This window comes from Flagellimonas maritima (assembly GCF_003269425.1).
Classification (GTDB): Bacteria; Bacteroidota; Bacteroidia; order Flavobacteriales; family Flavobacteriaceae; genus Flagellimonas; species Flagellimonas maritima.
The window spans coordinates 2996198-3015167 of sequence record NZ_CP030104.1; the positions used below are offsets into that span (position 1 = coordinate 2996198).

The following is an 18970-nucleotide window of genomic DNA, read 5'->3' on the forward strand; positions in this document are numbered from 1 at the left end:
TCATGTTTTTAATAATCATGTGCTAGTATTTTTGAGGAATTATTAAAAACTACTCTACATGAAAATCAATATCACAATTTACGCTATGTTAAGCATTTTATTTCTTGTTGGTTGTGGTGGAAAAGAAGAAAAGAAGAAAGATGGATTTAGCGTGGATAGAACCAAATCCAATGAAAAAGTTGAAAAAATAGCTCCTGAGACAAATGAGGTGCCTGCCTCGCAACGCATCACTTTGGATAATAAAGGAGTAGGTCAAATAAAGGAAATTACTTTAGGTGCAGAAATTGATGAAGATATGGCAATAGCCGGGTCTGAATTGTTCAAGACCAATTGTACGGCCTGTCATAAAACCGATAAGCGTTTTATAGGTCCAAAAATGCAGGGGATACTTGATAGAAGAAGCCCAGAGTGGGTGATGAACATGATCCTAGATCCAAAATTAATGACCGAAGAAGACCGTTGTGCCAAAGATCTTTTGGTAGAGTTTAATGGCGCTGCGATGGCAAACCAGAATCTGACCGTAGAAGAGTCGCGTGCATTGCTGGAATATTTTAGAACCCTCTAACTAAACTTTACTAATATGAAATCAAGCGTACCCACAAGAAAGCTATTATTGCCCTTTTTAATCTTGTTCTTATTGATGGCTTGCAATACTAAAAAAGAAAACGATTCTACCAATTCCAATGCAGTAACAGATGGTATTGAAACCAGTAAAGAGCAAGGTCAGGCTTTTATAGAGAATGATGAATCCACTCCAACGGTTTTGAGCATTGCAATAAACTCACCTGACCATACCACTTTGGTTGCAGCGGTACAGGCAGCAGACTTGGAGAATGCATTGGTCAATGCTGGACCTTTGATGGTATTTGCCCCAACGAACGAAGCTTTTGATGTCCTACCGGAAGGCACCGTCGAAAATTTATTGAAACCTGAAAATAAAGATGCACTTGCCAATATTTTGAAGCATCATGTCACTCCAGGTAAATATGACAAGGAGTTTTTGAAAAAGTTTAAAAAGTTGGGACAAGCAAACGATCAGAACACTAATGTAGAAGTAAAAGGTGATGATGTTTACGTTGGTGGTGCAAAAATACTGGCGAGCGTGTCAGCTGGCAATGGTATTGTACATGTTGTGGACAAAGTCATACTCCCACCTTCAAAAGAATAAAATATAAACAACTAACAAATTATAAGAATGAAAAAGTATAAGTATTATTTAATGGCGATTATCGGAGTTGCTTTAGTTTTCTCTGGTTGCGGTAATGGTGGCACTAAAGGTTCCTCTAACGGAGCTTTGGGATCCAGTGCTGCAGAGAAAGTTTATGTAGCACCTGGCCAACAAGATGAGTTTTATGCTTTCCTTTCTGGAGGATATAGTGGAAATCTTACTGTGTATGGCCTTCCTTCTGGTAGAATGTTCAAGGAAATTCCTGTTTTTTCCCAATTTCCAACATCGGGTTATGGGTATTCAGAAGAGACCAAACCCATGTTGAATACATCTTTTGGTTTTGTTCCTTGGGATGATGCACATCACCCAGACATCTCGCAAACAAATGGTGAATTGGACGGAAGATGGATTTTTATCAATGGAAATAACACTCCGCGTATCGCAAGGATAAGTCTAAGCACTTTTGAAACAGAGGAAATCATTGAAATTCCCAACAGTGCCGGTAACCATAGCTCATCCTTCATTACCGAGAATACCGAATACGTAGTTGCGGGCACACGTTTTTCAGTACCCGTACCGCAAAGGGATATGCCCATTAATGAATATAAAAGTAATTTTAAAGGAGCATTGACCTTTATAAGCGTAGAACCTGAACACGGTCAATTGGATATCAAATTTCAATTATTGATGCCAGGCTTCAATTATGACCTATCACATCCTGGACGTGGCGACAGTCATGGTTGGTTTTTCTTTACTACTTATAACACCGAAGAAGCAAATTCTCTAATGGAGGTCAATTCATCTCAAAATGATAAGGATTTTATAGCGGCCGTAAATTGGAAAAAGATTGAAGAATACGTAAATAGCGGTGGTGGCACCAAAATGGCTGCTGACTATGCACATAACGTTTATGATGAGGGTACTCACACAGGGACTACCACAATGAAGAAAGAGGTTTTGACCGTTGATCCCACAAAAGTGCCTGGAGCGGTATTTTTCTTGCCCACTCCAAAGTCTCCCCACGGTTGTGATGTTGATCCGAGCGGACAATACATCATCGGTAACGGCAAGCTTTCTGCTGACTTGACCGTACATTCATTTGATAAAATGATTGCTGCAATAGATGGCAAAAAGTTTGATGGGGAAGCGTATGGAATCCCTATTTTAAAATTTGAGGATGTTCTGGCCGGAACAGTAAAAAGTGGTGGACTAGGACCGTTGCATACAGAATTTGATGGCCAAGGAAATGCTTATACAACATTTTTTATCTCATCCGAAGTCGTAAAATGGAAACTGGGAACTTGGGAAGTTGTAGATCGTAAACCAACGTTCTACTCGGTGGGTCACTTGATGATTCCTGGAGGCAATTCCCGTAAACCTTTCGGTAAGTACGTGGTAGCGATGAACAAGATTACTAAAGATCGTTATTTGCCAACGGGACCGGAAATGGAGCATTCTGCACAGATTTATGATATATCCGGTGAAAAAATGGAACTCATCTATGATTTTCCAACACATGGTGAACCGCATTATGCAGCAGGATGTCCAGCAGAACTATTGGCACCAAATTCCAAGAAAATATATAGATTGGATGACAACAAACACCCGTATGCAGTTGCAAATCCTTCAGAGGCAAGGGTGGAACGGAACGGCAAAGAGGTTCATATTTATATGAGTACCATTCGTAGCCACTTTACACCGGACAATATAGAAGGTATAAAAGTTGGTGACGAGGTCTATTTTCACATTACCAATCATGAGCAAGATTTTGATGTACCGCACGGGTTCTCCATAATCGGTCAGAATACATCGGAACTACTTGTCATGCCAGGACAGACAAAAACGTCTATATGGAAGCCTAAAAAAGTGGGAGTATGGCCCTTTTACTGTACTGATTTCTGTTCGGCATTGCACCAAGAAATGCAGGGATATGTAAGAGTTTCTCCAGCCAATTCGAATCTTGAACTTTCTTGGTCATTGGGTGAAGATTGACACTATCCTTAACTAATATTGAAAAAACGGGCAGTGTCAGATGACCTGCCCGCTTTTTTAAATCTAGATTCATGCATACATAAAATTTATTCTACCTGAAACCTTATATAATGAAGAAGGCTAGTTTATTAATGATTTTAGGCTCTGTTTTGTTATTGGGACTCTTTGTTTTTCCATTATGGAACATCGAGTTAGGGGCACCGCAATATCCAGAACCTTTGGGAATCGATATTTACATTAACGGCCTACAAGGACAAAATGAATTCGATATCCAAAATATTGATGGACTCAACCATTATATAGGAATGAAGACGTTGCCCAAACCAGAGGATATGTGGGAATTCACCGTGTTTCCCTTGGTTATTGGGGTAATGGTATTTTTGGGCGTACTCCTTGGGGTTTTGGGATACACCAATAAAATATCCTATAAATGGTTTTTCGGGTGGTTTATTTTAATGTCCGCTCTTGGTGTTTTGGGGATGTATGATTTCAACGCATGGTTGGTAGATTATGGAACAAACCTCGACCCAAAGGCAATTCTGAAATTAGCCAATCCGGATGGAACGCCCATGAGCTATAAACCACCATTGTTGGGACATCAAAAAATGTTGAATTTTGATGCGTATTCCTATCCAAGGCTAGGAGCCTATCTCATGTTTGTTGGAATGTGCCTAACACTGATAGCTGGTTATTTAGGGTGGAGGTATAAAAAAATAAACGGTACAAAACAACAAAACTGATTACGGTTTATATGAAAAAAATCATGTCTTTATCACTGATGTTAGTAGCAGCCTGTTCTGTTGGTCCAAAACCAATAGCCTACGGTGATGCAGGGTGTCATTATTGCAAGATGACAATTGTGGACAAACAGCACGCAGCACAAATGGTAACCAAAAAAGGAAAGGTATTCAATTTTGATGCTACGGAATGCATGCTCAACCATCTTAAGGAGATCGATCAAGAAATCGTTAAGTTAATGCTCACTAACGATTATAATGCCCCAGGGAAACTTATTGCTGTAACCGAAGCCACATTTTTAATTTCCAAAGCCATACCCAGTCCTATGGGTGAATATCTAACCGCATTCGCAACCAAAGATGAAGCACGAGCAGTACTTGAAAAACATGGCGATGGGGAATTGTTCACTTGGCAGCAGCTCAAACAAAGGTTTAAGTAATTTATAGTAAAATTCGAATGGTATGATCGAAACTGATAATACAATGATGATTCAAAAATTTGAAGGGCTTCAGATAAAAAAACTGGTAAAGAATGATGAATTCGAAATCTTGAGCATCAGTCTTGAAAAAGGAGCTAAATTCCCAGCACATGAATCGCCCAAAGATGCCCATTTGATAGTAATGGAAGGACACATCACCTTTTATATTGAAAAAAATACTATAGGCTTAAAAAGCCAGCAAAAAATAAGTTTCTCCAAAAACACGGAACATTGGGTAGAAGCATTACAAGATTCTAAATTTTTGATTATCCGCTAATGTTAAAAACCTACATTGTCTTATTTTCATTTCTTCTACTTTGTAATCGAGAAACATATGGTAAAACCATAGTGGTCTGCCCAACATGTTCCATAAAATCCATTAAAGAGGGTATAGGGGTGGCATCGGATTATGATACGCTTCTCATTAAAAAAGGAACTTATAAAGAATTCAATATTGTTATTGACAAGCCCTTAACGCTAAAAGGTGAAAACTATCCCATTGTAGATGGAGAAAAAAAGGGAGAGATAATCAGAATCATTTCGGATAACGTTACTGTAGATGGATTTTTTCTTATAAATGTCGGAATCAGTTACACAACAGATTATGCAGCATTACGCGTGGTGAAAAGTGAAAATTTTGTAATCCAGAATCTCGTATTGGAAAAATTATTTTTCGGGATTTATCTGGAAAAATCCAATAACGGAAAAGTATATCACAATAAGATTATTGGTGATGCCAAAGACGAGTATAATTCCGGTAATGGAATCCAATTGTGGTACTCCCACAATGTTTCTGTAGACCGTAATATTGTTCAAGGTACCCGCGATGGTATCTACCTCGAATTCTCGGACAACGTTACCATCAACAATAACAGCAGTACCAATAACCTTAGATATGGACTCCATTTTATGTTCAGTAACCATGATGTCTATACCAATAACACTTTCGAGAATAACGGTGCTGGAGTTGCGGTCATGTTCTCCAAACATATAAAAATGTTGGATAATACGTTTCGGAAAAACTGGGGCACGGCTGCTTATGGAATATTGTTGAAGGAAATCAACGACGGTGAAATATCGGGCAATACCTTTGAAGAAAATACGGTAGGCATCAATATAGAAGGCTCCAATAGGATAACCTATAGCAATAATGATTTTATAAGAAATGGGTGGGCCATCAAAATTTTAGGAGCATGCTATACCAATAGTTTTAAGAACAATAATTTTTTGAACAACAGTTTTGATATCTCGTACAACAGTAAATTGAACGACAATGTATTTGATGAAAATTATTGGAGCAATTATACAGGATATGATTTGGACAAAAACGGGATAGGGGATGTGCCATATAGACCTGTAAAACTGTTCTCCTATATTGTGAACCGCACTCCCGAAACCATTGTATTGCTGCGTAGCCTGTTTATGGATATTATCGATTTTTCAGAGAAGGTCTCGCCTGTTTTTACACCTGACAAACTTTTGGATGCCCATCCAAGAATGAAAAGATACCATGATAGAGATTGAAAACCTACATAAGAAATTTGGTAAGAACGAGGTTCTGAAAGACCTAAACCTCTCAATAACAAAAGGTGGTATTATAGCTATCCTGGGACCCAACGGCTCGGGTAAAACCACTTTGATCAAAAGTATTTTGGGAATGGTGATTCCCAATAAGGGCAGCATCTCCATTTCAGGAACAGCTATAAAAAATCAATGGAAGTACCGTAGGCAAATAGAATATCTGCCACAAATAGCAAACTTTCCAGGAAACCTTAAGGTGAAAGAGCTGATCAGAATGATAAAGGACCTAAGACAACTACCTAGCGAGGAAAAGAAGCTGGTCTCTCTTTTTGGACTTGAACCCTTTTTAGATAAACGTTTAGCTACATTATCCGGTGGAACAAAGCAAAAAGTGAATATCGTCATGACGCTCATGTTCGATAGTCCCTTGATCATCTTGGACGAACCAACGACAGGATTGGATCCCGCGGCCTTAATAAGGTTGAAAGCACTGATTCAGAAAGAAAAAACAAAAGGAAAGACCATTTTGGTCACCTCCCATATTATGCAATTTGTGGAAGAGGTAGCTGATGAAATTGTCTATCTGCTGGAAGGGAATATTTATTTTAAAGGAAGTATTCAGGACCTGAAACGACAAACCGGCCAAAATGATGTAGAACGTGCAATTGCCACACTAACTGTCGCCAATGCTTAAAATCTTAAAGTATAGTTTTTATGATCTTATCCGTAGCCGATGGAGCTATGTATACTTTCTTTTTTATCTGTGCCTAGGGTTTGTATTGTTGTTTCTGAATAATGATGTTTCCAAGGCTATAATTACTTTAATGAATGTCATAATTGTATTGGTACCGCTTATCGGGACTATTTTTGGGATTATGTATTACTATAATTCCAAAGAATTTACAGAATTATTATTGGCACAGCCCATAAAACGTTCCTCAATTTTTCTGGGTCAATATTTGGGAGTGGCAGGTTCGTTAACACTTAGTCTGTTGTTAGGTCTTGGTATTCCCTTTCTTTTGTACGGACTTTTGAGGAGCAATGCTATTTTCGATTTTTCACTGTTGTTGGTTACAGGAGCGTTTTTGACCTTCATCTTTACGGCACTTTCCTTTAACATAGGGCTTTCTAATGAGAATAAAATAAAGGGTTTCGGATATGCCGTTCTACTTTGGCTTTTTTTGGCCGTAATCTATGATGGGCTTTTTCTGATGTCGCTTATCGTTTTTGAGGAATATCCATTGGACACCTTCTCAATAGTCGCTACAACATTGAACCCAATCGACCTTTCAAGAATTTTGATTTTATTAAAACTTGATATTTCTGCATTATTGGGATATACAGGGGCAGTTTTCAAAACCTTTTTCGGAACACAACAGGGTTTGATTGTTTCGATTGCTATGTTGGTGCTTTGGACACTATTACCCATCTGGCGGCTGATTTTTAAATCCAGGAAAAAAGATTTCTGATGTAGTTAAATTCTAGCAGTAGAATAGCGACTATCACAATATCTTGGATTTAGGACATTTGAAATAGCGTGTTTCTTTACAAAGCTTTAATTCTATTTCCATTATGCAGATTCTAATAAAAAATTACTTTGAACTAGCCACCAAGAACAGCACTCAGTTTAAACATGGGTAAGTACATGGATACCAAAATTACACCAACAAATATTCCTATGATGACTATAATCAAAGGTTCCATTATAGTTGCTAATAATTTTGACCTTTGTTGAACCTCCAAAACATATTGTTGGTTAAGTTTCTCAAAAATGAACTCCGTTTGGTTTGTCTCCTCAGCTACTTTGATCAAGGATACCATTTTATTGTCGAATATATTGTTTCCATTAAAACTTTCATGAAGATTTGTACCTTGCATCATTTTAGTTTCCATGGTTTTAAGCGTATTCTGCAATGGTGAGAAATTGATCATTCGCTTTACCATTTGGATGCTGTAGAGCATAGGAACTTTGGAAGCTGTTAACAAGGCCATGGCCTGGGTGAACTGAGCTAAGTAAACGGAACGGATAAAATTCCCCACGTAAGGGGTTTTGAGAACAAAATAGTCCCACTTTGTTTGAAGTTTCCCTATTTTTAAAATTGTTTTTCTCAGGATAATCAGTAAAGCTGAGATCAAGAGAATAAACAAACCATAGTTCTTGATGAAATTGGAAATTGAAATAATCCATTGCGTAATGGTTGGCAATTCCACTCCATTTTGTCTAAAAATATCCTCAAACATGGGTACCACCATGCGTAGCATAAATACGACAACCAAGATAGCCGTACACAAAATAATAAGGGGATAGGTCAGTGCATTGACCAAATTCCGTCTTTGCTCATTTTTCTGGACGAAGAAAGTTGCTAATTCATGGACAATTCTCACTAAATTTCCGCTTTCCTCACCAATTTGTACTGAATACTGCTCATATTCGGAGAATTCCTTCCGAATTCTTAGGATTTCAGAAAGACTTTGGCCTGCTTCCAGCTCATCCAACATTTGGGAGTAAAATTGTTGTAAGTTTTCTTTATTTTGATTTGTTTTGAGAAGTTCAAGAGCTTCACGTAGATGTATTCCAGCCTTTAAAAGCAAGGCTATTTCACTATAAAACTCTTCTTTTCGTTTGTTGTTGAAAAAAGTCCCAAAAAGATTTATTTCGCTTTTTAACAACTTTTCAAGTCCCTTTTTTTCGGACTTCCCTATTGTTTCAGATTTTAAGGTCGGTTCTAATTTGAATCCCATCTTATTGGTTTATATAGCTGGTCGACGAATTTTTTTTAAACACAAAAATCCGTTTTGCATCAATTTCTCCAGTCATGTAAATATCTATAGCGTCAATCTCGCCGGAGAATTTAGATTCACCATTAAAATAACTGGACTTGTTCATAATTTTGATGTGGAAAGTGTCTCTATTTTTAATCACAAATTCATCTTGAAATTTGTAAGCTGTTTTCCTGATTTCATTAGTGAACCACAATTGCTGTTGGTTGGCATTCCACCATACAGTATCAAACTGATTGAAATCAATCCAAAGACTTTGCCGAAATAAATTGATTTCTGTATTTTTTTGATGATTAACTGATATGCCATGTATCTGCTGTTGTACCAATCTGAGCACACTAAAAGCCATACCCACTACCAAGGTGGTAATCAACAACACTACCACCATTTCGTTTAAAGTAAACGCCTTTGTTTTTTTAATCCAATTCATCCAGAACTTCAAAGGTTATTTTTGCGTTACTTTCATTATGGGAAGCTGAAAAGATAATGTTGTTGAAAGTATCCCAGTCTTCTTTTTTGACCGCTATGTTCCAAGCCCCAACCTCATCATTATAGGGGATTTCCAGTTTTCCATATTGGTATTGGTATTGCAACTGTAACAGTTCCTCGCGTACCTGATTTTCATTATGCAAAAAACTTCCTACAAACAACGAATTGAGTACCATACTTGCAACCATGAATACGATAACAATGAGTACAGTGGCCACTAGGGTTTCCATCAATGTTGATGATTTTAATCGATTTAATACAACCATTTCATTACTTGATTGGCAGGTTTATTTTCGATGCACAACCCCCCGTATTCCTGCGGTAGGAGTGAAGCTTCTATCTTTCCGTTGAATAGATGGTTTTGGTAGATTTTACCGTTTTCCAATGTGATAAAAAAATTAGTGATCACACTCCCGTGAACGCTTCCTTTAAGTTCCAAGTTTTGCCTACAATATACCTCGCCAGTCACTTTTGCATTTTCCTCTATTTTGATGTTGGCCTTTAACGCTTTCGTTTTATTTTCATCCAGATAAAGCAACATCCCTGATATCGATGACCTACTTCCCAAAATGATTTCAGGTTCGACAAAATGATTTCGTTCATTATCTGGAACCTTTCTTTTTTTGACAGCCAAAACGGTAGGATAATCCAAATGGCAGCTTTTGCCCACTTTAATGTGTTCGCTGGCAATGGCCTGAAAATATCCCTGTACTCCATCGCCTATTTCAATATAAGGTGCTATCAAAACTACATCTTGCAGCTTAGCAGAATTATGAACCGTTATTTTACGGGCAGCCCATATTGTTATGTTACCAGTGAGTTCCAATTCTTCCAAATTTAAAGAGTGGCCCTTGATGGTTAGGGTTTCTTCCATAAAGCTGTTTTTGAGCACTATACCTTTTTTATATTTCACCTCAACTCCTCTGGGTTCAAAGTAAGGATAAGCTAGTCGGCTAAGCTGATTTTTGACCGTTTGCCCCAATTGAGGTAATTTTGACCTACTTCGGAGTTGTTTTCCATAAACCAATTGGGGTTTTGTATACCCGTCCCCACCTATATTCCCAACTTTGATACCTTGTTCGGGAAGATAGGATGTCCCTATAATTTTGGTATCTCCTGCAACAACCATGGGTCTTTGATTGTCCTTTAGATATAAGGCAGGCTTTTCTTTTTCGGCATTTCCCATCAGGGCTATTTTTGTGAACGTAAGCTTTCCTTTTTTAGAGGTAACCTTACGCAATTCCATAAGTCCCCAATAACTACTTTGAACATTTGTCCTTATACCCAAAGTATTATTTTTTGGGTTTTTAAAAGCTTCTTGGGAGGAAGAAGTTGTAAAGAGATGTTCGAACTTTTGGTCAGTAGTCTGTATCAAAGCAATGGTAGTATTTGTCTTTTTTTTAAAAAGCATATGGGAATACGAGACCAGCACAAACGACAATAGTAATACTGCTATGATAGTACCGATAAAGAGCACGAACTGCAGTGCACCTGCTTTGACTTTTTTTGGCCAGATCATTCTGTCAATGCAATAGTTTCCATAATCCCATTGTACTTTAGGATAATGTGTTCGCCATTTCCCCGTAATAGCTTAACACCATCTATTTCTTCTTTTGTTGAGATAATATGTTGTTTTCCATCAATAGATACAAAGTATAGCGCTTTACTGGTTCCCGATTGGGAAACCATACCCGAGTACACAATGTTCTTTTTGACCATTGGAGTCTTTTTAATAGTTCTTTTCACGGTTTTTTTCAGAGAAGGTGAGACTCCTAAAAAAGGATCTTGATAATTGGCTATCAAACTGAACGTATCCTTTTTTCTTTCGGGTTTTTGCATTTTGGGAATAGGTTTTGTAACTACTATGGGCTTGGGTTCTGGCGAAAGGACGCCAACCACTTTGAAACCTATAATTCCCCATACAATCACTACTATGCCAAGAAGCAGGTATGTCCTCGTCTGTTTTTTCAATTGCCTATGGTAAAATTAAAAGTCTTACTTATATCACTTTCATTACCAGCAGTATCGAACGCCTGTACAAACCAATAGTAAGTTCCTTCTGCTAGAATAGTGCTATAGGCTTTGTTTGCACCTAAAGCTTTAGTGACCAAAATTTGCAGTGAATCATCAGTGAAAATAAAAATACTGTCCCGTTCGGCCGTACCAGAAATTTCTTCTCGTATCCAAGAAAAATTTACCTCGCTCTCGGCTTGGACAATTTCATTCGCAGGGGCAGTCGGTTGAGGTATATTGGGTGGTACTAAATCCAAATCTTTATTCCCGTTGACTTGAAAAGAGGTCAAGGTATAACCGGTTTTAAAACCACTATTAAATGCCTTAATGCGCCATTGGTATGTACCATTTTTTAGATTTTTATCGATTCGGGTAGTCACTTGGCCCAAGGTATCCACAGCTACCACGCTGTCCAAAACCAGTTGGATGGCATTTTCAAAATTTGGAGTGGCAATCTGGACATTATAAGATGTGGCATCTTCTACAATTTCCCAATGAAAACCTACGGTATTGGTAGTTAATATACTGTCATCCATTGGAGCCAGAATCGTGACGGTTTGCCCAGAAATATCCGGTTCTTCCAAAATATCTTCGCAACCTACCAAAATAAGGACTGCCACCATGATGCTATGATTAATTCTTCGCATGTTCATAATTTTAAGTGGGAGCGTTTTATGGCCAATTTATTTGAATCTTTCTCCGTTTTTCCGGGACAGGAATTTCCCGTGACTAGTATTGCCGCAATCTGCAATTGGTTTCTTTTGTCTTTTTTCCAACAAAGTCCAGATGTTTCGAAGTCAAAAACCTGAAGGGAGGACAAGTTAATCTGGGTTTTTATCCTACCATTTTGAAGTACCAAGGTTAAAGCCCCATCTATCTCATCAACAAAGGAATGTTCCGCAGTCCTAATGCGCTGTTCTGTCTCAATATCTGTTATAAAGGAGATACTTGTCAAAATCAGTAAATCTTTATCATTCTGGAGATACTCTTTAACTTTTCGATTGTTTGGATGATTTAATTGATTAGTAAGGCTAATAGCATCGCTGATCTGTGCTTGGAAGTATCGGGTTTGGACGGTTATCGTGTCCTTCTTGTTGAACAAAGGTTCTTTTCCACGTTGGTTTTCATACCTATTGTACTTGGTTGCCATCGAAGAACTGAGGGGTAGGGACTGTATAGTGATAGGTATAGGTTCTCCCAAAGTAGGTTCTCCCACCTTTTGGAAATTCTTTGTAAAAAAAACGGAACTGTGCTTTCCAATAGCACCGATGAAGGGTATTTGAGCATCTGTTTTTTTCAATTGGCCCAAAGGACCGCAGCCATAGAGCACACATGTCATGAGTATGGCAGTGAATATAGGTTTCATAAGTAGGATTCTGTTTGAGATTTTAATGTTTTTTAGTTATGCAAAGGGCTGTTCAAGAAAACAAAAGGGAAACCGTCGGTGACCTATTTTATCAAAAAAAATTCAAAATTAGTTGTCTCGTGGACTACAATGTTAAATTATTGTTCTATATATGGACTTTTCGTTTAACATTGACTTCAACAACTTCGAGTGAATTTGTGCATAGTCTGATTCGCAGCAATCATTGTTACGCGTTGATGTATAATGTTTTTATTCAATTTTCAACTTTAGTGCATCAAAAGAATCTGTTTTTATTCCGATCAATCCATATTTAGTTTCACCATTTTTTATAATCGTTCCGTTTATATTGTATTCCGACATTTCTTCCTTGAATTTTTTATTGGCCGAACCTGCTACTATCATATTTCCCCCTGCCAAACCTGGACCTAAAACCAATCCGATTGGTGTAGAACTCCTTTCCTGTTGAAAACCATTTGAATTGGTTTCTGTTACATAAAAATTTACAGGTGTTAAAAGTAGATACCATAGATAAGAAGCAGGACTTTGCTTCAGTGTTTTAAATACTTTTTGGTTTTCCATTACATAGACTTCGTTTTCATTTTCATAACTCAATTTTATATCTCTTCCGAACATTAAATCTTTTTCAGAGTTATTGGTGACTTTAATAGCTACTAGTTTCACTCCTTTTTTTGTTTCTTTTTTTGCATACTTTTTATCCAGTAAGTCATATTTATATTCAAGTCTGACATCTTCAATTTCATTCATTGAAATATAGTTAATGGATTTTGGTTCGATCAATTTGTAGCCGGATGCACAATTTGTTAAAGAAGAAACCGCAATAAACAGAAGGGTGATTTTAACAATCTTCATTCAATTAATTTAATGGTATTAGTGTCTGTAAAATGATTCGCATATAGTGAATCATCTCTTTTTTACAAGTATACCTATCTGATTGTTAAGTGTAGGAGTATAGTTTACGGATGTGCCGTATGAATTGATATTTGGCCTATGATGGTTTACGGGTAATCTTTATATCTTGATTAAATCCTGTCGGAACATCTTCATTTATTAAGAAATTTAACCAATAATTACAAAGTATGGAAATCCTTATGGGATTGAATAGATAATCAGGATAAAATTTTAGGTTCAATACTCAATTGGCTATAAAAGTCTACTTTCCATAACCTGATTTTGATTACTACGGGCATGGGCATCCCGTCGGGGTAGTAGTCCGTGTAGCCCTCCAAACTGGCATTGTTTCCATTTTTCATAAATACTGCCCTAACGTTGCCCAAATGATCGGTCATTTCATACACATAATTTTTAACGTCGTTCGCACCGTTATAGGCTATCCCGATCCTTCCCGCCCCATAGATGGGCTGCTCCGTAAGGTTAAGGATTCCCGTGGCGTCGTTATATACCGCCATGACCTGCCCCGCCACGTCGCGTACGTAGTAGGTGGTGGCATAGTGGAAATTGTTCGCGGCATAGTGCTCCTTCTTTACCCTTTGGTTCCTGTCGTTGTAAAAGAACTTCACCACGGGGTCGCCGCTGCTCCGTACCTCGGTGACTAAGCCATTGGTACTGTACATATAGTCAATATCCTCGGTTATGTTGCATACTAGTTTATTCAAGAATTTACTTTTGCCAGTTGCTTCCTTAGCATATCCGCTACTGTCCAAAATGAAAAATTAATACTAAGAGAATTACAAAAACAAAAAGAGCTGCAATTCTATTCGCAGATTCTGTTTCAAGTTTTTTGTATTTACTACCGTCTGGAGTCCAAAATTTGGAGAACGGTTTAAAATCTTTCCCTTTGATTTTGTTTATGATGTTGGCAACAACATACCTAATAGAAGCACCTATAAGTTCAACAACAAATCTTCCAAAAATTATTTGAAAAATATCCATTAGTTATTATTGTTTAATTTTTCGGCCTGTGATTTTAAAGTATTCATTAGTCTCTTTCCATGAATTTGGTCGGTGGCTTTGTTTATATTGATAATTATATCTCCTCTTGTTCTTGGGCTTAGTTTGGTCAAGAATGTCCCCTTAAAAGTAGTGCCGAACGTAGCAACATTCAATTTGGGCCCTGTAACCCTAAAACCTTTTAAAGGACTAGGTGTAAAAGTCAAAAAAGTATTTAGTCCTGCATTGAACTCTTCCTTGGGTGTAGCTCCAAAACCTGTCAAATGCCTTCCACCGTTTTTTGTGAAGTTTCTTGTACCATAAACATATGCATCATCAGCGATACCATAAACCAAATCAAAACCAACTTTACCTCCTGGCACTTGATTAAGTGCAGGGTTGTACTCTGCAAAGGTTTGTAAATTTTCCGCCCAGTTAGGTTCATGTGCGGTTATAGTTGCAGGTAGATCATTTTTCCAAGCATTTGTAAAATTGAAAGTTACTGTTGCATCGGCATCTGTTGTAAACCCACTGGTAACAGAGGAAGTGTTGAAGCCCCATTCTCCTCCGCTTTTGTACAATTCACCAACTTCAAGCCCTGCCTTTATGGCTCTATTCCTTGCCCATTTTGCAAAAAGTTTCCATTTCCAGCCCCCGTCAGGGTCGATTCCATTTATTGGATCATTACCCATCCCTAGATAAGGAGAACTGTACTGTCCATAAGGATCCGTTGTCAACCACCTTCCAATCCTGCTGTCCCATAACCGTAGCTCAAAGGCCTCTTTCCCCGTTTCTGGGTCCTTTTCCTGTCCCTGGAACGCGTAGCGGTAGCCCTCAGCCCCCAGCAGGCTCTTTCCGGGCATGGGCATCCCGAAAGGATAGTAATCCGTATAACCTTCAAGACTTGCATCGTTGCCGTTTTTCATAAAGACCGCCCTAACGTTGCCCAAGAATTTACCAATCGAGACATAGTTTAAATTTACTTACTCCTTTTTCTTGAACAGTTTAAGTTCTCCCACTTCATAGATGCTATCGTGCGGGGGGCTTCTTAAGGTGTATATTCCTCTATAAATTGTATCTGGGATTTCTATAAATCTATTTCCCCCTCCAACACTACGATACTTTCCTATGTATACATTGTTTATTCCCTTAAAATCAGTATTTGTTTGGTATTTAAAGTTCTCATCTCCCCTCAAGCTATCAGTGTCGCTAGCTCGCCATTCCCCATACCTGAAGCCTTTTTCAATGAAAAAAGTGACACCTTCATTGATTTTAATTGTATCAGGGTCTATTTGGTAATCCAGTTCATACATGAATACCCCTCTATCTTTGGATTCTTTAATGGTTCTTGAATACCCTAATCCTCCTCCTACTTTATAGGCTCCTTTTCCTCCTGTAAAATATAGATATAGACCTATGGGAGCCAGTAATAAAATTCCCATTACTACCAATATTTTCAAGAATATTTTTTTACCTTTCATGTAATCAATCGTTTATCGGGGCCCCAAAATATCCTCGCCCAACTTCCACTGACGGAGTCAAAGGACTTGGTACCAAATTGTACATTCCATTGTTGTTGAACCAGCCAAAATTAATGAACCATTCGTTTGGTAGAATGTTCCCGAAATTGGGCCTTGTGAAATTTTTCCCTGTTGCCCTTAGGGCATCTTGTGCGACATCAAGACAAGAACCACCACAATCATCCCCATTATTGTAAAGTCCCGGGCTCACTGAATAATATGAATATACTTGTGCGTATGCTGCCTCTGCTGCCAATGCATCTTGCTGGGGTGTAGTATTGACTCTTATATAATTATCATATCGTTCCCCATCTGGATGGTCTTCCATATAGCGATTGTTTACAATCCGCATCACTTGTGATGCGGTCAATCCTGTTTTCCTGAAGTCATTGCCCGATAAATTATCTGGACCATAAGCCCCTGCTCCGTCATTTGGACTGTCGGATATACCATATAGACCGTGTGAGGCTGTTCCATTTTTAGAATAATATCTCCAACCATCTTTATCATTCCCTATTAAGACGGCCATGTGGCCAAGACCGGCAACAGCCATACTTGAATTGAGAATGATAATGTCCCTACCATCAGGGTCTCCATAAAGAATCGGGTTGTTGCCCATTCCAAGATATGGACTTGCGAATTCGCCCATAGGGTCGGTGGTGAGCCACCTGCCCAACCTACCGTCCCACAATCTTAACTGAAAGGCCTCCTTCCTAGTCTCGGGATCCTTTTCCTGTCCCTGGAACACGTAGCGGTAGCCCTCGGCTCCCAGCAGGCTCTTGGAGGGCATGGGCATCCAGAAGGCACTACTTTGGAAACGCATGGGCAAAATGTGAACTTGTTTTTTCCACCTTGTCCTCCGGGACGTATTCGGTGATCGTGTCGCAGAGCAGGCAGGTCACGATGATGTCCCCTTTGGCCGTGAAAATTTTTGCGTAGAAGAAATCGTGCCAGAACAGAATTATGGTCCTCCCGTGACGGGCAGGTATGGACATGTGCAGGATGACCTTTTCAATGTCCTCCCTATAAAATTCAATAATTTTCTTTTCGCCGGTGAAAACAAAAGTCCCGGAATCTGGGTTAATCTCTAAAACTGAATCCTTATTCTCTTTCCAATAGTTCCAGTAAAATGTCAACAAGGGGATATAGGATAGAATTGACTGACCAACTAGTAAAGCCAAAAGCACTTTTAAAGCTTTTTCAAAATTTAGGTCGTAATACCAAATACCTATAATTAACAGAATAAGGTCTATAGCTAAACCAATAAGTAATGGTTTATATAAATACCTGTATTTTCGATGGTTAGAAATAGTAAACTCCAAAACTGTCCGTTCTAAAAATAGTTAAAATTATTACTATTAATTTGCCCACCTGACAGATAGTACTCAAGATTTTCCGAGGACAGGCTCTGGGTGTTCTGCTCCACGTTCCCGTGTATGTCCATATGTACATCGCTTGCTTTGGCCTCTACGTTATAGGCCCTGTCGTACATAATCCCATCATAGGTATATTCTCCGGCTGCATAGATCAAGCCTACCGTAAGGCCCGGCAAACCACCATATATGGAGGTCACATAAATCGATGAGCCTATCCCGACCGTTCTATAGGAATACCTTCCTACTCCGATATCTCCATTGACCAATTGAGCAGTGTTTGAAACAAAGCTCACGGCATTTAAAGTCCTTCCTAGAGCTCTTGTTCCAGTCTGCACTGCCCTTAGCTCCTTTGTAGCGACCTCCGTCAAGCTCTTGGCTCTAAGGCTTTCTTTCAAATAGTCATTCAATATGGTGCCGTATGTTGCATTTATGGCCTTTGCGCCCATTAGTCCTCTGTTGATGTCGTTCATGTTGAAAAAGGAATTGTTCATTTGGGATTGTAACGCAAAATTGTTTTGCATGCCATTCGAGATATTTGGGGCAGTTACCGTAACCTCGGCCAAGGTGAACCCTTCGGTAATGCTATTCCCGTTCTGGCAGGGCGGATTCGGGCAGTCCATACCGCCATCCGGATCTACACGGTTGACAGGGTCATTGCCCATTCCTATATAGGGGCTTTTGTATTGCCCATAGGGGTCGGGGGAGAGCCACCGCATTATCCTCGGATCGTACATCCTGAGCTCGAAAGCGTTCAACCCGGTTTCCTCGTCCTTTTCTGCATATTGCCCTTGGTACCCATATCTATACGCGTTTGCGTCCTGTATCTGCTTGCTGGGCATCGCCATCCCGCCAGGATAGTAGTCCGTATAACCCTCCAAACTGGCATCGTTTCCATTTTTCATAAATACTGCTCGTACATTGCCCAAGTGGTCCGTAAGCTCATAAATATAGTTTTTAGCGTTGTTCGCTCCGTTGTAGGCAACGCCCACACGTCCTGCACCATAAATGGGCTGTTCCGCCAGAACCAAATTGCCCCCTGCATCGCTGTACACCGCCATTGTCTGTCCCGCCACATCGCGTACATAGTAGGTGCTGCCCTTCAATATATTATTTTCATAGTTTTCCTTGCGCACCCTATGGTTCCTGTCGTTGTAAAAGAACTTTACCAGGGGTTCACCCTCTTTTTGTACTTCCGTTACCAGTCCGCTGGCATTATAAATATAGGCAATATCCTCAGATGTGTTGCGCACCAGTTGCCCTATGGTGTTGTACATGTAGTTTCCACTTTTTTGATCGCCCAGATCGTCCGCACCGTCCACGTCACCGGCATCGCTGCCGTGGTTAATCTATAAGTTTTATCGGGTTTCGTTGTGAAGACTACCTTAAAAAAGGCACTACCAAGGTCAATAAAAAAAGAATTATAATAACGATTAATAAAACCCTGCTATTTTTTCTATGCTCATCATCGGATTGATTCTCGTAATGAGAGATGATTTTTTGAAATCTGTTTTTGGTATAAACAAATACAATATTTATCACCATCAAAGAGATAAACCCTATAATATAGATAGTTTTACCTACATAATCGAAAAAGCTGGCCCCAAATAATTTGTCAATTAC

The 18970-nt window shown here is 38.9% G+C and carries 24 protein-coding genes; 9 read left to right on the top strand and 15 right to left on the bottom strand.

The features are described from left to right. Window positions 1-58: 58 nt before the first annotated feature. The 9 genes from HME9304_RS13335 (at window position 59) to HME9304_RS13375 (ending at window position 7366) form a co-directional block, all read left to right on the top strand. Window positions 59-565, top strand: a complete 507-nt coding sequence (locus tag HME9304_RS13335; protein ID WP_112379053.1) for a c-type cytochrome — start codon at window positions 59-61, stop codon at window positions 563-565. Window positions 566-580: 15 nt separating this feature from the next. Beyond that, window positions 581-1168, top strand: coding sequence for a fasciclin domain-containing protein (locus HME9304_RS13340; RefSeq protein WP_112379054.1), 588 nt, complete (start codon window positions 581-583; stop codon window positions 1166-1168). Between the two features lie 27 nt (window positions 1169-1195). Then, window positions 1196-3160 carry a Sec-dependent nitrous-oxide reductase gene (gene nosZ, locus HME9304_RS13345; RefSeq protein ID WP_112379055.1) on the top strand — a complete coding sequence of 655 codons (1965 nt, stop codon included), beginning with the start codon at window positions 1196-1198 and terminating at the stop codon, window positions 3158-3160. Window positions 3161-3270: 110 nt separating this feature from the next. Beyond that, on the top strand, window positions 3271-3900 hold the full coding sequence (locus HME9304_RS13350; RefSeq protein ID WP_112379056.1) for a hypothetical protein: 630 nt from the start codon (window positions 3271-3273) through the stop codon (window positions 3898-3900). Between the two features lie 11 nt (window positions 3901-3911). After that, on the top strand, window positions 3912-4337 hold the full coding sequence (locus HME9304_RS13355) for a nitrous oxide reductase accessory protein NosL (RefSeq protein WP_164674843.1): 426 nt from the start codon (window positions 3912-3914) through the stop codon (window positions 4335-4337). A 22-nt stretch (window positions 4338-4359) separates the two neighbouring features. Continuing rightward, window positions 4360-4653, top strand: coding sequence for a cupin domain-containing protein (locus HME9304_RS13360; RefSeq protein WP_112379057.1), 294 nt, complete (start codon window positions 4360-4362; stop codon window positions 4651-4653). After that, the gene (locus HME9304_RS13365; RefSeq protein ID WP_112379058.1) at window positions 4653-5900 is read left to right on the top strand and encodes a nitrous oxide reductase family maturation protein NosD; all 1248 of its coding nucleotides are present in this window, start codon (window positions 4653-4655) and stop codon (window positions 5898-5900) included. The genes HME9304_RS13360 and HME9304_RS13365 overlap by 1 nt, the downstream gene beginning before the upstream one ends. Beyond that, window positions 5887-6591, top strand: a complete 705-nt coding sequence (locus HME9304_RS13370; RefSeq protein ID WP_112379059.1) for an ABC transporter ATP-binding protein — start codon at window positions 5887-5889, stop codon at window positions 6589-6591. The genes HME9304_RS13365 and HME9304_RS13370 overlap by 14 nt, the downstream gene beginning before the upstream one ends. Next, on the top strand, window positions 6584-7366 hold the full coding sequence (locus HME9304_RS13375) for an ABC transporter permease (protein ID WP_112379060.1): 783 nt from the start codon (window positions 6584-6586) through the stop codon (window positions 7364-7366). The genes HME9304_RS13370 and HME9304_RS13375 overlap by 8 nt, the downstream gene beginning before the upstream one ends. 133 nt (window positions 7367-7499) lie before the next feature. On the opposite strand, the gene HME9304_RS13380 is transcribed toward HME9304_RS13375, so the two are convergent. The 15 genes from HME9304_RS13380 to HME9304_RS13450 all read right to left on the bottom strand — a co-directional run bounded on the left by HME9304_RS13380 (window position 7500) and on the right by HME9304_RS13450 (window position 18624). After that, window positions 7500-8639 (bottom strand): type II secretion system F family protein, encoded by a 1140-nt coding sequence (locus HME9304_RS13380; protein WP_112379061.1) that lies wholly within the window; start codon window positions 8637-8639, stop codon window positions 7500-7502. A 1-nt stretch (window position 8640) separates the two neighbouring features. After that, window positions 8641-9108, bottom strand: a complete 468-nt coding sequence (locus HME9304_RS13385) for a PulJ/GspJ family protein (protein WP_112379062.1) — start codon at window positions 9106-9108, stop codon at window positions 8641-8643. Continuing rightward, complete coding sequence (locus HME9304_RS13390; RefSeq protein ID WP_112379063.1) at window positions 9095-9397, bottom strand: hypothetical protein; 303 nt, start codon at window positions 9395-9397, stop codon at window positions 9095-9097. The genes HME9304_RS13385 and HME9304_RS13390 overlap by 14 nt, the downstream gene beginning before the upstream one ends. A 23-nt stretch (window positions 9398-9420) precedes the next feature. Continuing rightward, a complete protein-coding gene (locus tag HME9304_RS13395; protein WP_112379064.1) occupies window positions 9421-10686 on the bottom strand; it encodes a hypothetical protein in 1266 nt (421 codons plus the stop codon). Continuing rightward, window positions 10683-11138 (bottom strand): hypothetical protein, encoded by a 456-nt coding sequence (locus tag HME9304_RS13400; protein ID WP_112379065.1) that lies wholly within the window; start codon window positions 11136-11138, stop codon window positions 10683-10685. Before HME9304_RS13400 ends, HME9304_RS13395 begins: the two co-directional genes overlap by 4 nt. Next, window positions 11135-11827, bottom strand: coding sequence for a fibronectin type III domain-containing protein (locus HME9304_RS13405; protein ID WP_123877491.1), 693 nt, complete (start codon window positions 11825-11827; stop codon window positions 11135-11137). The genes HME9304_RS13400 and HME9304_RS13405 overlap by 4 nt, the downstream gene beginning before the upstream one ends. A gap of 2 nt (window positions 11828-11829) precedes the next feature. Then, a complete protein-coding gene (locus HME9304_RS13410; protein WP_112379067.1) occupies window positions 11830-12546 on the bottom strand; it encodes a hypothetical protein in 717 nt (238 codons plus the stop codon). Window positions 12547-12795: 249 nt separating this feature from the next. After that, window positions 12796-13416 carry a hypothetical protein gene (locus HME9304_RS13415; RefSeq protein WP_112379068.1) on the bottom strand — a complete coding sequence of 207 codons (621 nt, stop codon included), beginning with the start codon at window positions 13414-13416 and terminating at the stop codon, window positions 12796-12798. A gap of 257 nt (window positions 13417-13673) precedes the next feature. Beyond that, the gene (locus HME9304_RS13420; RefSeq protein ID WP_123877494.1) at window positions 13674-14180 is read right to left on the bottom strand and encodes a hypothetical protein; all 507 of its coding nucleotides are present in this window, start codon (window positions 14178-14180) and stop codon (window positions 13674-13676) included. A gap of 37 nt (window positions 14181-14217) precedes the next feature. Continuing rightward, complete coding sequence (locus HME9304_RS13425) at window positions 14218-14457, bottom strand: hypothetical protein (RefSeq protein ID WP_112379070.1); 240 nt, start codon at window positions 14455-14457, stop codon at window positions 14218-14220. Then, window positions 14457-15380: an RHS repeat-associated core domain-containing protein gene (locus tag HME9304_RS13430; RefSeq protein ID WP_112379071.1), complete on the bottom strand. Its 924-nt coding sequence runs from the start codon at window positions 15378-15380 to the stop codon at window positions 14457-14459. The genes HME9304_RS13425 and HME9304_RS13430 overlap by 1 nt, the downstream gene beginning before the upstream one ends. A 57-nt stretch (window positions 15381-15437) precedes the next feature. After that, complete coding sequence (locus HME9304_RS13435) at window positions 15438-15935, bottom strand: hypothetical protein (protein ID WP_112379072.1); 498 nt, start codon at window positions 15933-15935, stop codon at window positions 15438-15440. Window positions 15936-15939: 4 nt separating this feature from the next. After that, complete coding sequence (locus HME9304_RS13440; protein WP_112379073.1) at window positions 15940-16797, bottom strand: RHS repeat-associated core domain-containing protein; 858 nt, start codon at window positions 16795-16797, stop codon at window positions 15940-15942. Further along, a complete protein-coding gene (locus tag HME9304_RS13445) occupies window positions 16781-17296 on the bottom strand; it encodes a PH domain-containing protein (protein WP_112379074.1) in 516 nt (171 codons plus the stop codon). Before HME9304_RS13445 ends, HME9304_RS13440 begins: the two co-directional genes overlap by 17 nt. Window positions 17297-17307: 11 nt before the next feature. After that, window positions 17308-18624 (bottom strand): RHS repeat-associated core domain-containing protein, encoded by a 1317-nt coding sequence (locus HME9304_RS13450; protein ID WP_123877500.1) that lies wholly within the window; start codon window positions 18622-18624, stop codon window positions 17308-17310. Between the last annotated feature and the right edge of the window lie 346 nt (window positions 18625-18970).